The following is a 15,419-nucleotide window of genomic DNA, read 5'->3' as shown; positions in this document are numbered from 1 at the left end:
GGGGGCTGGGGTTGGGGCGTGTGTTCTTCCGCTCTAGCCTGCCCCGTCGCCGCACACCGTGCCGGATGTCCACCCCCCCGAGCCCTTCGAGCCGCTGCGCCCCCCCCCCCCCCCCCCCGCGCGGGCGATGGAGGAGGCCGCGAAGATCATCGCGCCGGGGGTGACCACGGACCGGCTCGACAAGGTCGCCCACGAGTACATGTGCGACCACGGGGCCTACCCGTCCACGCTCGGCTACCGCGGCTTCCCGAAGTCGCTGTGCACGTCCGTCAACGAGGTCATCTGCCACGGCATCCCCGACTCGACGGTCCTCAGGGACGGCGACATCGTCAACCTGGACGTGACCGCGTACATCGGCGGGGTGCACGGCGACAACAACGCCACCTATCTCGTCGGCGACGTGGACGAGGAGTCCCGGCTGCTGGTGGAGCGCACCCGGGAGGCGCTCAACCGGGCGATCAAGGCGGTGCGGCCGGGCCGGCAGATCAATGTCATCGGCCGGGTCATCGAGTCGTACGCCAAGCGCTTCGGCTACGGCGTCGTACGGGACTTCACCGGGCACGGCATCAGCACGTCGTTCCACTCCGGGCTGATCATCCCGCACTACGACAGCCCGCACGCGACGACGGTGATGCAGCCGGGGATGACGTTCACGATCGAACCGATGCTGACGCTGGGCACGCACGAGTACGACATGTGGGACGACGGCTGGACGGTCGTCACGAAGGACCGCAGGCGCACCGCCCAGTTCGAACACACCCTCGTGGTCACCGACACCGGCGCGGACATCCTGACCCTCCCCTGAGACCCGCGCACCGCGCGCGGGTCGCCCCGGCCCCGGGTCGGCGCAGGTAGTCGCCGCAGTGGGAGCCGGACCAGGTGACGCGGTTCTCCAGCGAGGTCGGCGCGCCCGCGTACGGGCTGCAGACGGCCTCGTCGTCCTGGACCGCGTGGGTGCCGGCGGCTGCCGTCGAGGCGCCGTGGCCGGCCGGGGCGACGGCGAGAACGGTCGCGGCCAGGGCGGATCCGATGCGCATGGTGCTCCTCCCGGGCGGCGGAGTGGTCACGCCAGAGGCCCCCGCTCCCCCACGCGCGCACACGCGGTTCCACCCGGACGGCGCGCGGCCCGTCACCCGGACGCCAGCGGGCGTCAGCGCTCCAGGCGGACCCGGCCGCCCACCTCGATCCAGCCGTGCGGCTGGGGCGCGGTCAGGATCTGCGAGCCCCGGCCCTGGGTGATGTTCAGCGCCCGGCCCAGCCGCTCGGTGAGCAGCAGGGCCGCCGCGCCGGTGGCCTCGTCCTCGTCGACGCCGTCGTCCCGGCCGGGGAAGCCGCGGGCGCGGATCCGGCCGGCCGCCTCGTCCTCCCAGGCCCAGGCGTAGATCCACTCCCCCTTCGGCGGTACGGGAAGCGCGTCCACCTCGGCGGCGCTCGCGCAGCGGCGCAGGGTGCGCGGCGGCGCCCACTCGGCGCGCGCCTCGATCCAGCTGAACTCGCCGTCCTGCCGGGCCCCGACGACCCCGGCGGGCGTGACGAGTTCGGGCACGTCGAGCAGCCAGGCGGTGCCCACGCAGGGGTGCCCGGCGAACGGCAGGCGCAGGGTGGGCGTGTAGATGTCGACGACGCCGCGCTCGGGGTCGTCCACGAACACGGTCTCGCTGAAGCCGAGCTTGCCGGCCAGGGCCTGCCGGTCGTCCCGCCCGGGCAGTACCGAGCCGTCGCGCACGACACCCAGTTCGTTGCCGTATCCGCCGTCCGGGCCGCAGAAGACGCGCAGTACGTCGTAGTCGCTCACCTGGGCATTCAAGCACCACGGGGCCGCCCGGGACCGCACCGGGCGTTTTGACCGTTCCTTTGCCCGGCCGTGATGTCCGCTTTGGGGCATCGCAATCAAGCCGTGTCCGCGCGCCGCCCGTGCGCCCTCCGTGAGAGGTGAATCACCGACCGCACGGGGACGGGCGTGGTAAGCCTCGGGTAAGTTAGGGCAGCCTCACCTACGAGATTGCGCTTGGAGCCTGCATGCGAGCCGTCCGACCGACCGTCATCGCCGCCGCGACCGTGGCCGCTCTGACCGCCCTTTCGGCCTGCACCTCGAAGAGCGACGCCAAGGACGGTGACGCCGTCCGGGTCACCGCGGCCGACTCCACGTGCGACACCTCCGCCAAGTCCGTACCGGCCGGCCAGGTCACCCTGAAGATCGAGAACAAGGGCTCCCGGGCGACCGAGGTCGAGATCCTCTTCCCGGACGACCGGATCGTCTCCGAGAAGGAGAACATCGGGCCGGGCACGAAGTACACGCTCACCGCCGAGGTGAAGGCCGGTTCCTACGAGATCGCCTGCCGGCCCGGCATGAAGGGCCACGGCGTCCGGCAGAAGCTGACCGTGACCGGCGCCGGCTCCGCCGCCAAGCGCGACCCGAGGCTGGACACCGCCGTCGCGCAGTACCGCATGTACGCCCAGGACCAGGCCGACCAGACGCTGCCGAAGGCCGAGGCGTTCGCGAAGGCGGTCAAGGACGGCGACCTGGAGGCGGCGAAGAAGGCGTACGGCCCCTCCCGTCTCGGCTGGGAGCGCACCGAGCCGGTCGCCGAGTCCTTCGGCGACATCGACCCGAAGGTGGACGTCCGCGAGGACGGCCTGGAACCCGGGCAGAAGTGGACCGGCTGGCACCGGCTGGAGAAGGCCCTCTGGCACGACGAGAAGACCGGCGCCGAGGAGAAGGCCCTCGCCGACCGGCTGATCACGGACCTCGAGGACTGGCAGAAGCGCGTCGGCAAGGCCGAGATCACCCCGACCTCCATGGCCAACGGCGCCAAGGAGCTGCTGGACGAGGTCGCCACCGGCAAGGTCACCGGCGAGGAGGACCGCTACGCCCACACCGACCTCGTCGACTTCAAGGGCAACGTCGAGGGCGCGCAGAAGGCCTACGAGCTGCTGAAGCCGGTCGCCGCGAAGAACGACCCGGCGCTGACGAAGGAGCTGGACAAGCAGTTCGCCGCGCTGGACGCGCTGCTGGACAAGTACCGCTCGGACAAGACGTCGTACGACTTCGTCTCCTACGACAAGGTCGGCAAGGACCAGCGCAAGGAGCTGTCGGACGCGGTGAACGCGCTCGCCGAGCCGCTGTCCAAGCTCGCCGCCGCGGTCGTGAAGTAAGCCAGGAGGGGAAGGGCGATGACCGAGACCCAGGGGAGCACTCCGTCGCGCCGGGCGCTGATCGGCTGGGGCGGTGCCGGGCTCGCGCTCGGGGCCGCCGCGGCCGGCGGGGCCGTGGCGATGGCCCGGGCGGGCGACGACATGGACCCGGTGGCCGACGGGTCGGGCGGCGCGGTGGAGTTCCACGGCGCCCACCAGGCCGGCATCGCCACCCCGGTGCAGGACCGGCTGCACTTCGCCGCGTTCGACGTGAAGACCGACGACCGCGAGGCGTTCGTCCAGCTGCTCAAGGACTGGACGGCGGCGGCCCGCCGGATGACCGCGGGCGAGCCGGTCGGCGACGGCGCCTACGGCGGACTCGCCGAGGCCCCGCCGGACGACACCGGCGAGGCGCTCGGGCTCAAGCCGTCCCGGCTGACGCTGACCATCGGGTTCGGGCCCTCGCTGTTCGACCGGTTCGGGCTGGCGGGCGAGCGGCCCGCGGCCCTGGTCGACCTGCCCAGGTTCCCCGGCGACAACCTGGAGCGCTCCCGCACCGGCGGCGACCTGTGCGTCCAGGCCTGCGCCGACGACCCGCAGGTCGCCGTGCACGCCATCCGCAACCTCGCCCGCATCGGCTTCGGCAAGGTGGCCGTGCGCTGGTCCCAGCTCGGCTTCGGCAAGACCTCCTCCACCACCCCGGGCGCGATGACCCCGCGCAACCTCTTCGGCTTCAAGGACGGCACCCGCAACATCGCGGGCACCGAGACCGACCGGCTGGAGCGGCACGTCTGGGTGGGCGACGGCGACGGACCGCGGTGGATGACCGGGGGGTCGTATCTGGTCGCCCGGCGGATCCGGATGAACATCGAGACCTGGGACCGCACCTCGCTCCAGGAGCAGGAGGACGTCTTCGGCCGGGACAAGCGCGAGGGCGCCCCGGTCGGCAAGGCCAAGGAGCACGACGAGCCGTTCCTGAAGGCGATGAAGCCGGACGCGCACGTCCGGCTCGCGCACCCGGACTCCAACGGCGGGATCACCATCCTGCGCCGGGGCTACTCCTTCACCGACGGCACCGACGGCCTCGGCCGGCTCGACGCGGGCCTGTTCTTCCTCGCCTACCAGCGGGACGTGCGCAAGGGCTTCATCCCGCTCCAGCGCAAGCTGTCGGCGCACGACGCGCTCAACGAGTACATCCAGCACGTGGGTTCGGCGGTCTTCGCGATCCCGCCCGGCGTCCGGGACTCCGGCGACTGGTGGGGCCGGACGCTGTTCTCGAAGGAGGCGTAGCCCGTGTTCTCCAACTACCTGATCGGCCTGCGCGAGGGACTGGAGGCGTCGCTCGTCGTCTGCATCCTGATCGCCTACCTGGTCAAGACCGGCCGCCGGGACGCCGTCAAGCCGATCTGGGCCGGCATCGGTGTCGCCATCGCCATCGCCATGGGCTTCGGCTGCGCCCTGGAGTTCGGCTCGCAGGAGCTGACCTTCCAGGCGCAGGAGGCGCTCGGCGGCTCCCTGTCCATCGTCGCCGTGGGCCTGGTGACCTGGATGGTGTTCTGGATGCGGCGCACCGCCCGCAACCTCAGGTCGGAGCTGCACGGCAAGCTGGACGCGGCCCTCAAACTCGGCACCGGCGCACTGGTCGCCACCGCCTTCCTGGCCGTGGGCCGGGAGGGCCTGGAGACCGCGCTCTTCGTGTGGGCGTCGGTGCACGCGGCCTCCGACGGCACCCCGCGCCCGCTGGCCGGCGTCGCCCTGGGCCTCGCCACGGCGGTGCTGCTGGGCTGGCTGTTCTACCGGGGCGCGCTGCGGATCAACCTGGCGAAGTTCTTCACCTGGACCGGCGGCATGCTGGTCGTGGTCGCGGCGGGCGTGCTGGCGTACGGCTTCCACGACCTCCAGGAGGCCGACTGGGTGCCGGGCCTGAACGACCTGGCGTTCGACATCAGCGGCGCCATCCCGCCGGACAGCTGGTACGGCACGCTGCTGAAGGGCGTGTTCAACTTCCAGCCGGATCCGACGGTCGTGCAAGTCACGGTGTGGGCGCTGTATCTGGTCCCGGTGCTCGCGCTGTTCCTCTCCCCGGTAGGGTTCGCCTCCGGGAAGGGGAAGGTGAAGGAGCCCGATGACCAGGGAACGCAGCCGTCGGCGGCTTCGCAGGCGTGACCGCAACGCACTCATAGCGGCGGCACTGACCGCTTTGTCGCTGACGGCGAGCGGGTGCGTGGTGGTGCACGGGGAGCGCGAGGTGCTGCCCGCCGCCACCCGCGCCGAGGCGGCCAGGGCGGTCACCGCGTTCACGGACGCGTACAACAAGGCCGACAAGACCTACGACGGCTCCGCGGACGCCCCCTACATCACCGGCGCCCCGGCCGACATCGACTCCGCCCGGCTGAAGGCCGGGCACGTCAACAGCCCCTCGGGCAACCCGGCCCACATCCCGCTGGCCCTGACGGACGTGAGGATCACGATCCCCGAGAAGGCCGGCTGGCCCCGCTGGTTCGTCGCCGACGCCCGGGGCAACAAGGGCGGCGACGCCCGCTGGCTGCTGGTGTTCACCCGCAACGGCCTCGACGAGCGGTGGCAGGTGGCCTATCTGACCCTCGTGGCGCCCGGGGACCTGCCCGAGTTCGAGAAGGACGAGGACGGCTGGGCCGAGGCCGTGCCCGCCGGCGCCACGGGACTGGCCGTCCGCCCCGACGCGTTGAGCAGGACATATGCGGCCTATCTGAAGAACGGCGGGAAGACCTTCGCGGACGGCCGGTACACCAGCGCACTGCGCGCGGAGCGCAGGAAAGAGGCCGAGAAGCCCGGACTGGTCCGGCAGTTCATCGACGAGCCCCTCACCCACGGCGCCTACGCGCCGCTCGCGCTGCGCACCGCGGACGGCGGGGCGCTGGTGTTCTTCACCACGCACCACTACGAGAAGCGGACCGCCGCCGCCGGCGCCATCGTGCCGGTGCCCAACAAGGACGTACAGGCCCTGATCAAGGGCGAGGTGAAGCAGTCCCTGACGATGGAGTCCCTCGCCAACGAGGTCGTGCTCGACCCGGCCGGCGACGGCCCGGTGCGGATGCTGGGGCGGGTGCAGGGACTGACGTCCGCGCAGGGCGGCTGAGCCCCGGCGGGCCGGCCGGGAGCGCCGGCCCGGGGACGCCGGTCAGTGGCGCAGGGGCCAGGCCGCGCCCGGGTGGTCGGCCTCGGCGCCGTGCCGGGCGCAGGCGTCGGTGAGCAGCTCCAGCAGGGTCAGCGGGTCGGGCAGCGCGTGCTCCGGGCCGCGCACCCAGCGCACCCGCTGGCCGTCGTCGCCGGGCAGCCGGGCGGGCGGCACGAGGACGTAGGAACCCCGGCAGTGCCAGCGCAGGCCCGGATGCTCGTCCATCGTCTCGGGGTGGCAGTCCAGCTCGCAGGGCCACCACTCGTCCTCGTCCTGTGGGGTGCCCCGGGTGAGGGTGAAGAACAGCATGCGGCCGTCGTCGCTCTCGGCGACCGGGCCGACCTCGATCCCGGCGCCGAGCAGCCGCTCCAGGGCCTCCCGGCCGGCCTCCAGGGGCACGTCCAGCACGTCGTGCACCATGCCGGTGGCGGTGATGAAGTTGGCCTGCGGCTGGTGCCGGGCCCAGCGCTCGATCTGGGTGCGGTCGGTGGTGGACTGCGTCTGCCAGGCGAACGACACCGGGTGCCGGGCCGGGGTCGGGCAGCCGACGCGGTCGCAGGAGCAGCGGTAGCCGGGCGCGGGGTGCGCGGCCGGGGCGAGCGGCAGCCCCGCGCCGGCGGCGGCGAGCAGCAGGGCCTCGCGGCCGCCGTCGTCGGCGGCGCCCTCCTTCGGGCGGCGTCCGCGCAGCCACTGGGAGAGTCTGCCCTGCCGGCCGGGCCGGCCGCCGAACGTCCCGCTCATCTATCCCCTCGCCTCGCTGGTGTAGCGGACAGCATGCCTCATCGTCCCATCATCGCGTGCTCCGGGGGTCGGCGTGGGCGGGAAGCCGACGGTCACCGGTACGGGGGGCGGGCCGTCAACGCGGTGACAGGCCGTACAGCGCGTAGTCGACCAGGGTGTCCGTGTAGTCGTAGGTGATCGGGCCGGTGTGCTGGAGCCAGCGCTGGGCGAGCGGCGAGACGAACAGTTCCAGGGCGATCCGGGGATCGATGTCGGGCCGTACGTGGCCGGCGTCCTGTGCGGAGCGCAGCCGGGCGACGTACAGCTGGAGCTGGGGTTCGAGGAGCCTGGCGACGAAGACGCGGCCGAGCTGTTCGTTGACGACGCCCTCCGCGGTCAGTGCCCGGGCCGGCGCGTCGAAGCGGGGGTCGAGCAGCTCGTCCACCGTGGCCCGCAGCACGGCCTTGAGGTCGGCGGCCAGGTCGCCGGTGTCCGGGATGGCGGCCGTCTCGTGCCCGGCCGCGCGGGCGGCCTGCTCGGCAAGGTCCAGGAAGGCCTCCAGCAGGACGTCCGCCTTGGCGGACCACCAGCGGTAGATGGTCTGCTTGCCGACCCCGGCGCGGGCGGCGATGCCCTCCACGGTGGTCTTCGGGTAGCCGACCTCCGCGACCAGGGAGAGGGCGGCGGCGTAGATCGCCCGGCGGGACTTCTCGCTGCGGCGGGTGGCGTCGGGGGCGGGCTTGCTGACCATGCACCGAAAGTAACAAGCCAGGGGGGCGGGCTACGACGCGGAGTCGTACGGCGGCCAGGCGTCGCCCCAGTCGGCGTCCCGGGCGGCCCGGTACAGGTCGCCGTGGCGCTTGGTGACCGTGCTGCGGCGCAGCCGTTCGTCGGCCTCGCACAGGTCGAGCAGCACCTGCCCCTTGCGGATCTGCGGGCGCCGGACCACCCGGGCGGGGGCCGGTTCGGCGGGCAGCCGGGTGGCGGCGACGTAGGAGAACTTCTCGTCCTCGTACGCCAGCGAGCCGCCCTTGACCCGGCGGTGCAGGGAGGAGCGGCCGACCCGGGCGGAGAAGTGGCACCAGTCGGTGCCGGGCACGATGGGGCAGGCGGCGCTGTGCGGGCAGGGCGCGGCGATCCGGAAGCCGGCCCCGATCAGCCGGTCGCGGGCCTCGATGACGCGGTCGTAGCCGGCCGGGGTGCCGGCCTCGACGATCACGACGGTCCGCGCGGCGCGGGCGGCGGCGTCGACGAGGGCCGCGCGGTCGGGGCCGGCGAGTTCGTTGAGGACGTACGACACCGTGACCAGGTCGGTGTCGTCCAGGGTGAGGTCGGCGCCGATCCGGGCGCGCTGCCAGCGGGCGTCCTTCAGGGCCGGGTGGGCGGCGGCGAGCCGGCGGCCGAGGGCGAGGGCGGGTTCGGCCCAGTCCAGCACGGTGACGTCGCGTGCGCCGGGCCAGGTGGTCTGCACGGCCCAGGTGGCGGCGCCGGTGCCGCCGCCGACGTCGGTGTGGCCGGCGGGAATCCAGCCGGGGACGGCGTCGGCGAGGGCGGCGAGGGCGGAGCGGACCGCCTCGAAGGTGGCGGGCATGCGGTAGGCGGCGTACGCGGCGACGTCGGCGCGGTCGCGCAGGATCGGCGCGTGGGTGGGGGTGTCGCCGCGGTAGTTGGCGATCAGGCGGTCGACGGCGGCGGCCACCTCCTTGGGGGGCAGGCCGTCCAGCAGGTCGGCCAGGGCCGTGCGGAGGGGGTCGTTCACCCCGCGATTCTAAGGCGCCCGGCCCCCTCGTCCGCCGCCCGCCCACCCGCCCCGGTTCCGTCGGCCGCGGGCGCATCCCCGGCCGGGTCAGACGACCGCCCTCGCCAGTCTCGTCGCCAGGCGGGCTCGCGGGGCGCTGTCCGCTGGGCGGCGGCGGGGATGGACCGTGTTGGCCAGGAGGATCAGGAAGGTGTCGGTGGCCGGGTCGAGGACCAGGGACGTGCCGGTGAAGCCGGTGTGGCCCGCCGCGCCGCGCCCCGCCAGTTCGCCCATGAACCACGGCTGGTCCAGCACGAAGCCCAGGCCGGGCGGGGTGAACAGCAGCTCCACGTAGTCGGGGCCGAGGATGCGCGCGGGGCCGTAGGAGCCGCCGGCGAGCAGGGCGCGGCAGAAGACGGCCAGGTCGGGCGCGGTGGAGAAGAGGCCCGCGTGTCCGGCGATCCCGCCGAGCGCCCAGGCGTTCTCGTCGTGGACCACGCCCCGCAGCATCCCCCGCTCGGCCTTGGCCCACGGCCGCCGCTGGTCCTCGGTGGCCGCCGCGCCGGGGCAGGGCCCGAAGCCGGTGGCGGTCATGCCGAGCGGCCGGGTGATGCCGTCCCGCACCAGGGCGTCCAGGGTGCGGCCGGTGACCCGTTCCAGGACGGCCTGGAGCAGCAGCATGTTCAGGTCCGAGTACCGGTGGGTGCCCGGCCGGCCCGTCGGCGCCTCGGCGCGCAGCAGGTCCAGCCGGGTCGCGTCGTCCGGGCAGTCGTACAGCGGCAGTTCGGGGCGCAGCCCGGAGGTGTGGGTGAGCAGCTGCCGTACCGTGACGCCGTGCTCGGCGGCGGCGTGGAAGTCGGGCAGGTAGTCGCCGACGCGGGCGTCGATGCCGAGGGTGCCGCGCTCGATCTGCTGCACGGCGGCCACCGACGTGAACAGCTTGGTGAGGGAGGCCAGGTCGAAGCGGGTGTCGAGGGTGGCCGGGACCCGGGCGGGGGGCGGCAGTTCCACGCCGGTGCCGGTCGCGGGGTCGTGGCGGGCGTAGCGGACCGCCCAGCCGGCGGCCTCGGCCACGGCGATCACGGGCCCGCGGCCGGCCAGCACGACGGCACCGGCCGCCCAGGGGCGCTCACCGGCGGTGAGGGCGTGCGCCTCGGCGACCAGGTGCCCGAGCCCGACGGGGTCGAGCCCGGCGCGTTCCGGTGTGCCGGCGCGCAGTCTCGGTGCGCTCAGCTCGCGTCTCCCTCCGCGTGCGCACGGGCGGTTTCCCGTGTCGTCCAGGGACGGCACATTCCCATGAAGCAGGCCGCCGCGACCAGTGCCCCGGCCAGCTGGACCACGGCCATGGGCACGGCGGTGTGCTCCCCGGCGACGCCGACGAGCGGGGAGGCCACCGCGCCGACGAGGAAGGAGGAGGTGCCGAGCAGCGCAGAGGCGGATCCGGCGGCGTGCCGGACGCGCAGCAGGGCGAGGGACTGGGCGTTGGGCAGGGTGATGCCCATCGCGGACATCAGGACGAACAGGGCGGCGGCGACGGGGACGAGCCCGGTGTCGCCGAGGACGCCGGTGGCCATCAGCAGCAGGGCGGTCGCGGCGAGCACGATCACCGTCAGGCCAGCCGCGAACACCTTCTCCAGGCCGACCCGGCCGACCAGCAGCTTTCCGTTGACCTGCCCGGCGACCACCAGGCCGACGGAGTTCAGGCCGAACAGCAGGCTGAAGGTCTGCGGGGAGGCGCCGTAGATCTCCTGGATGACGAACGGGGAGGCCGCTATGTAGGCGAACAGCGCGGCGAAGGCGAAGCCGCCGGCGAGCATGTAGCCGGTGAAGGGCGGGTCGGCGAGGAGGGAGCGCATGGCGCGCAGGGCCTCGCGGGTGCCGCCGCGGTGCCGCTCGGCCGGGGGCAGGGTCTCCGGCAGCCGCAGCCAGACCAGCGCGGTGAGCAGCGCGCCGATCACCGTGAGCACCACGAACACGCCCCGCCAGTCCGTCACCCGAAGGATCTGCCCGCCGACGAGCGGCGCCACGATGGGCGCGGCCCCGGAGATCAGCATCAGGGTGGAGAAGAAGCGGGCCATGGCCACACCGTCGTACAGGTCGCGCACGACGGCCCGGGCGATGACCACCCCGGCCGCGCCGGCCAGGCCCTGCGCCAGCCGGAACGCGATCAGCGTCTCGACGGTGGGCGCGAGGGCGCACAGGGCGGTGGCGGCCAGGTAGACGACGAGTCCGGCGAGCAGCGGGCGGCGGCGGCCCCAGCGGTCGCTGAGCGGGCCGACGATCAGCTGGCCCAGCGCGAGTCCGGCCATGCAGGCGGTCAGGGTGAGCTGGACGGTGACGGCGGGGGCGTCCAGGGAGCGGGTGACCTCCGGCAGCGAGGGCAGGTACATGTCCATCGCGAGCGGGGTGGTCGCGGTGAGGGCGCCGAGCAGGAGGGTGACGAGGGGGCCGGTGCGGCCCGGGGCGCCGGCCGGCGGGGGCGGTGCGGGAATCGGGTGGTCTTGTTCCGGCGTCGGTGTCGCCGCGTGCTCCGGCATCTGCCCCTCCCTGTCCGTGCCCTGGGTGCCGCCTTCGCCGTCGGTGCCACGGACATCGGTGTCAGCGGCCCGACCGGCACCTATGCTCTCAGCTCGTACAGACTGCCGAGGCACACACGAGCGAGGGCGGGGCGGCGATGGCGGAGCAGAGCGTGCGGTGGGGGATCCTGGCGACCGGGGGGATCGCGGCGGCGTTCGCGGCGGATCTGGTCGATCTCCCGGACGCGGAGATCGTGGCGGTGGCCTCGCGCCGGCGGGAGTCGGCCGAGGCGTTCGCCGAGCGGTTCGGGGCCGAGCGGGCGTACGGCGACTGGGAGTCGCTGGCCGCCGACGAGGACGTGGACGTCGTCTACGTCGCCACCCCGCACTCGGCGCACCGGGCGGCGGCCGGGCTGTGCCTGGCGGCGGGCCGGAACGTGCTGTGCGAGAAGCCCTTCACGCTGAACCTGCGCGAGGCGGAGGAACTGGTCGCGCTGGCCCGGGAGCACGGCCGCTTCCTGATGGAGGCGATGTGGATGTACTGCAATCCGCTCATCCGGCGGCTGAGGGCGCTGGTGGCGGACGGGGCGATCGGCGAGGTGCGCACCGTGCAGGCGGACTTCGGGATCGCCGGGCCGTTCCCCGCCGCGCACCGGCTGCGGGACCCGGCGCTGGGCGGCGGCGCGCTGCTGGACCTGGGGGTGTACCCGGTGTCGTTCGCGCAGTTGCTGCTGGGCGAGCCGGACTCGATCGCCGCGAGCGCGGTGCTCTCGCCCGAGGGCGTCGACCTCCAGACGGGGGCCGTGCTGTCCTGGGAGGGCGGCGCGCTGGCCGCGCTGCACTGCTCGATCACCGGCGGTACGGCGAACACCGCGTCGGTCACCGGCACGCACGGGCGGATCGACGTGCCGTCCGGGTTCTTCCACCCGGAGCGGTTCGTGCTGCACCGGGAGGGCCGGGACCCGGAGGAGTTCGCCGCCGACCCCGCCGACGGGCCGCGCACCAGCATGCGGCACGAGGCGCTGGAGGTCATGCGGGCGCTGCGGGCGGGCGAGAAGGAGTCGCCGTTGGTGCCGCTGGAGGGGACGCTCGCGGTGATGCGCACGATGGACGCGGTGCGCGAGCGGGTGGGGGTGCGGTATCCCGGGGATGCGGCGGCGGTGGGTGTCCGGCCGTAGCGGCGCCGACGGCCTTCGGCCGTGGGGCGGCTCCAGTGGCCGTCAGCCGCAGGGTCCCCCGGCGACCGTTAGCCGTATGGCGGACATCGGATTCCGCATGACGGACTCTCCGCCTACGCTGCGGAGTCATGACTGACAGGAACTCGAAGATCGCGGTGGTGACCGGGGCCGGGTCCGGCATCGGGCGGGCCGTCGCCGTGGAACTGCTGCGCGCCGGCTGGTCGGTGGCGCTGGCCGGCCGGCGTGCCGAGCCGCTGACGGAGACGGCGGCGCTGGCGCCCGGGACGGCCTCGCTCGCCGCGCCCGCCGACGTGTCCCGGCCCGAGGACGTGGACGCGCTGTTCACGGCGGTCGTGGAGCGGTTCGGCCGGGTGGACCTGCTGTTCAACAACGCGGGCACCTTCGGGCCCGGCGGGGTCCCGGTCGAGGAACTGCCGTACGACGCCTGGCGGCACGTGGTGGACACCAACCTCAACGGGGCGTTCCTGTGCGCGCAGGCGGCCTACCGGCGGATGAAGGAGCAGGATCCGCAGGGCGGCCGGATCATCAACAACGGTTCCGTCTCGGCGCACACGCCCCGCCCGCACTCCGTCGCCTACACCGCGACCAAGCACGCGCTGACCGGCCTGACCAAGTCGCTGTCCCTGGACGGGCGGCCGTACCGGATCGCGGCCGGCCAGATCGACATCGGCAACGCGGCGACCGACATGACGGCGCGGATGCGGACGGGTGCACTCCAGGCAAACGGGGAGGTCGCCCCGGAACCGGTGATGGACGTGGCCGATGTGGCGCGCACGGTACGGCACATGGCGGAGCTGCCGCTGGAGGCGAACGTGCAGTTCGCGACGGTGCTGGCGACGACGATGCCCTACGTCGGGCGAGGTTGAGCCGGGTCCGGGCGCACGGGCGGGCGGAACGTGGACGTCCGGACTATTGCCGCACGTTGCTGAGGTGTGCTCAACTTTTCTCCACCGGAACTTCACAGTTGAAATGTGAAGGTTCCGCGAGCCACTCCGAGGGGGAGACGGCGGCCGTTCCACCGGGCCGGAGCAGGGGGGACACACCTCGCACCACCGCGAGGCCGGTCCGACCGGGGGGAACGGCCGCCGCATACGTACGCGCACGGGCGGGCCGGGAACGACGGGGATGCGCCGGTGCGCGCCCGCTCGCGCGCTCGCGCGCTCGGACGCCGACACCCGGCTACGGCCGCTCGGTTCCGTCCCTCCGCACCGGTTACGGGCGCTCGGTCCCGTCCCTCCGCACCGGCTGAGGCCCCTCGCCGCCACCCCCGGCCGCCGCGGTTCGTGCCCGGCGGCGGCGCAGGGCCCAGGCGCCCGCTCCCAGCAGGGCGAGCGCCCCGGCACCGGCCGCCACGGCGGGGCCGGCCGAGGTGCCGGCGGCGGTCATCGCGCCGGGGGCGCCGGCCGCCGCGCGGACCGCCTTCCGCACGGGCACCGGGTCCGCGGCCGCCCCGCCCTCGCTGAGCGGGGCGACCAGGGTGCCGACCGGCCGGGCCGAACGGCCGTGGGCGAAGCCCCAGTCGAGCAGCGCGGCGGTCTCCTCGTACACGGCGTTGCCGCCGGCCTCGGGGTGCATCACGGTCACCAGCAGGGTGCGCCCGCCCCGGGTGGCCGCACCGGTGAAGGTGTTGCCGGCATGGCTGGTGTAGCCGTTCTTGACACCGATCAGCCCGTCGTATGTCTTCAGACCCCATGCGCCGGTCAGCAGACGGTCGGTGTTCTGGATCTGGAACGTCTTCTTGCCGCCCGCCGGGAAGTCGGCCGTGCGCGTGCCGCAGTAGGCCCGGAAGTCGGCGTCCCGCAGCCCGTGGCGGGCGAAGAGCGTGAGGTCGTACGCCGAGGAGAGCTGGCCCTTGTGGTCGAAGCCGTCGGGACTGACCACATGGGTGTCCAGGGCCTGGAGGTCGTCGGCCCTGGCCTGCATCTCGGCGACGGTCCTGGCGAGGCCGCCGTTCAGGTGGGACAGCACGTGCACGGCGTCGTTGCCGGAGCGCAGGAACACGCCCTGCCACAACTGCTCGACGGTGTAGGTGATGCCGGGCTTGATGCCGACGAGGCTGGAGCCCGCCGGGACGTCGGCGAGGTCGGCGTCGGTGACCTTGTACCGCCGGGCGCGGTCGAACTTCTTCAGCACGGTGTCCGCGAACAGCATCTTCAGCGTGGACGCGGGCGCGAGCCGCCGGTGGGCGTCGAACGAGGCGAGTACCTCCCCGCTCGCGCAGTCGGCGACCAGCCAGGCGCGGGCGGTGAGTTTCCCGGGCGGTCCCGAGGCGCCGCGCACCTGGACGCCGGGACGGGCCAGGCGTTCGCCCCCGATGGCGGTGACCGTGCTCGCGGCGGCGTCGGTGGCCGTGGACAGGGACAGGGCGGCGGCCGTCAGCCCGAGGACGGCACGCCGGCTGAGCCGGGAACATTCACGCACCCGGGGACGGTACACCGCGTCGAGCGGGCGCACCGCGACCGGAGGGCGATGCGGCTCGGATCACGCCAGGGGAGGGACGTCCGCCCGAGCCGCCCCGCCCCGCTCACGCCTGCCCGGTCTCGAACCGCGAGATCCGTCCGTCGTCCTCCACGGTGAAGCTCCACCTGGTGCGCATCTCGCCCCAGGTGTCGTTGTGGTGGCGGGCGAGCAGGGTACGGCCGCCGTTCGACTCGCTGTCCACGTTCAGGTGCCCGTGGGACGAGAAGATCTCCCGGTCGATCCAGTCGGCGAGGTCCCGGTCGGCGCCGTCGTCGGACATGGTCGCGCCGGGCGCCAGCAGGGCGAGGAAGCCCTCGCGGTCGTGCGCGTTGACGGCGTGGACGAAGGCCCGGACGGCCGGGTCGCTGAGCTTCGCTGGCTGGATCGTCATGGCGTCAGGTTCACACCGCCGCACCCGGCCCGCCACCCGAACGGCAGTCACGGGGAGCCGGGCGGGGCGGCGGGTGCGAGGGTGGGGTCACGGGGCCCCTCGG

The 15,419-nt window shown here is 73.9% G+C and carries 16 protein-coding genes; 7 read left to right on the top strand and 9 right to left on the bottom strand.

Features of this window, described 5'->3' with window-relative positions; translation table 11 throughout:
* Positions 1-127: 127 nt before the first annotated feature.
* Complete coding sequence (gene map / locus ACZ4W9_RS23010) at positions 128-805, top strand: type I methionyl aminopeptidase (protein ID WP_467938704.1); 678 nt, start codon at positions 128-130, stop codon at positions 803-805.
* Here the strand turns inward: map and ACZ4W9_RS23005 are convergent.
* Positions 768-1,037 (bottom strand): hypothetical protein, encoded by a 270-nt coding sequence (locus ACZ4W9_RS23005; RefSeq protein ID WP_467938703.1) that lies wholly within the window; start codon positions 1,035-1,037, stop codon positions 768-770. The genes map and ACZ4W9_RS23005 overlap by 38 nt on opposite strands.
* 113 nt (positions 1,038-1,150) lie before the next feature.
* Complete coding sequence (locus ACZ4W9_RS23000; RefSeq protein ID WP_467938702.1) at positions 1,151-1,795, bottom strand: PhzF family phenazine biosynthesis protein; 645 nt, start codon at positions 1,793-1,795, stop codon at positions 1,151-1,153.
* Positions 1,796-2,019: 224 nt separating this feature from the next.
* Between ACZ4W9_RS23000 and efeO the strand changes: the two genes are divergently transcribed.
* From efeO to ACZ4W9_RS22980, 4 genes are read left to right on the top strand one after another with little or no spacing between them, the layout of a single operon-like run.
* A complete protein-coding gene (gene efeO, locus ACZ4W9_RS22995) occupies positions 2,020-3,156 on the top strand; it encodes an iron uptake system protein EfeO (protein ID WP_467938700.1) in 1,137 nt (378 codons plus the stop codon).
* Between the two features lie 18 nt (positions 3,157-3,174).
* Complete coding sequence (efeB, locus tag ACZ4W9_RS22990; protein WP_467938698.1) at positions 3,175-4,425, top strand: iron uptake transporter deferrochelatase/peroxidase subunit; 1,251 nt, start codon at positions 3,175-3,177, stop codon at positions 4,423-4,425.
* 3 nt (positions 4,426-4,428) lie between these two features.
* Complete coding sequence (gene efeU, locus ACZ4W9_RS22985; protein WP_467938696.1) at positions 4,429-5,301, top strand: iron uptake transporter permease EfeU; 873 nt, start codon at positions 4,429-4,431, stop codon at positions 5,299-5,301.
* The gene (locus ACZ4W9_RS22980; RefSeq protein ID WP_467938694.1) at positions 5,261-6,253 is read left to right on the top strand and encodes an SCO2278 family lipoprotein; all 993 of its coding nucleotides are present in this window, start codon (positions 5,261-5,263) and stop codon (positions 6,251-6,253) included. The genes efeU and ACZ4W9_RS22980 overlap by 41 nt, the downstream gene beginning before the upstream one ends.
* A 42-nt stretch (positions 6,254-6,295) precedes the next feature.
* Here the strand turns inward: ACZ4W9_RS22980 and ACZ4W9_RS22975 are convergent, their stop codons facing one another.
* The 5 genes from ACZ4W9_RS22975 to ACZ4W9_RS22955 form a co-directional block, all read right to left on the bottom strand.
* Positions 6,296-7,033, bottom strand: coding sequence for a bifunctional DNA primase/polymerase (locus ACZ4W9_RS22975; protein WP_467938692.1), 738 nt, complete (start codon positions 7,031-7,033; stop codon positions 6,296-6,298).
* A 115-nt stretch (positions 7,034-7,148) separates the two neighbouring features.
* Complete coding sequence (locus ACZ4W9_RS22970; protein WP_467938690.1) at positions 7,149-7,763, bottom strand: TetR/AcrR family transcriptional regulator; 615 nt, start codon at positions 7,761-7,763, stop codon at positions 7,149-7,151.
* 30 nt (positions 7,764-7,793) lie between these two features.
* The gene (locus ACZ4W9_RS22965; RefSeq protein ID WP_467938688.1) at positions 7,794-8,771 is read right to left on the bottom strand and encodes a small ribosomal subunit Rsm22 family protein; all 978 of its coding nucleotides are present in this window, start codon (positions 8,769-8,771) and stop codon (positions 7,794-7,796) included.
* An 87-nt stretch (positions 8,772-8,858) separates the two neighbouring features.
* Positions 8,859-10,040 (bottom strand): serine hydrolase domain-containing protein, encoded by a 1,182-nt coding sequence (locus tag ACZ4W9_RS22960; protein ID WP_467938686.1) that lies wholly within the window; start codon positions 10,038-10,040, stop codon positions 8,859-8,861.
* Positions 9,980-11,287 carry a multidrug effflux MFS transporter gene (locus tag ACZ4W9_RS22955; protein WP_467938684.1) on the bottom strand — a complete coding sequence of 436 codons (1,308 nt, stop codon included), beginning with the start codon at positions 11,285-11,287 and terminating at the stop codon, positions 9,980-9,982. Before ACZ4W9_RS22955 ends, ACZ4W9_RS22960 begins: the two co-directional genes overlap by 61 nt.
* A 137-nt stretch (positions 11,288-11,424) precedes the next feature.
* On the opposite strand from ACZ4W9_RS22955, the gene ACZ4W9_RS22950 reads away from it, so the two are divergent.
* Both ACZ4W9_RS22950 and ACZ4W9_RS22945 read left to right on the top strand, forming a co-directional pair.
* Positions 11,425-12,444, top strand: coding sequence for a Gfo/Idh/MocA family protein (locus ACZ4W9_RS22950; RefSeq protein WP_467938682.1), 1,020 nt, complete (start codon positions 11,425-11,427; stop codon positions 12,442-12,444).
* 128 nt (positions 12,445-12,572) lie between these two features.
* Complete coding sequence (locus ACZ4W9_RS22945; protein ID WP_467938680.1) at positions 12,573-13,331, top strand: SDR family oxidoreductase; 759 nt, start codon at positions 12,573-12,575, stop codon at positions 13,329-13,331.
* A gap of 346 nt (positions 13,332-13,677) precedes the next feature.
* Here the strand turns inward: ACZ4W9_RS22945 and ACZ4W9_RS22940 are convergent, their stop codons facing one another.
* The gene (locus tag ACZ4W9_RS22940; RefSeq protein ID WP_467938678.1) at positions 13,678-14,886 is read right to left on the bottom strand and encodes a D-alanyl-D-alanine carboxypeptidase family protein; all 1,209 of its coding nucleotides are present in this window, start codon (positions 14,884-14,886) and stop codon (positions 13,678-13,680) included.
* Positions 14,887-14,989: 103 nt separating this feature from the next.
* A complete protein-coding gene (locus tag ACZ4W9_RS22935) occupies positions 14,990-15,316 on the bottom strand; it encodes a nuclear transport factor 2-like protein (RefSeq protein WP_467938676.1) in 327 nt (108 codons plus the stop codon).
* Positions 15,317-15,419: the final 103 nt, after the last annotated feature.

This window comes from Streptomyces sp. NPDC029296 (genome assembly GCF_055569255.1).
Note: the sequence above shows the minus strand (reverse complement) of the source record. Positions and strands in the feature narration are given on the sequence as shown.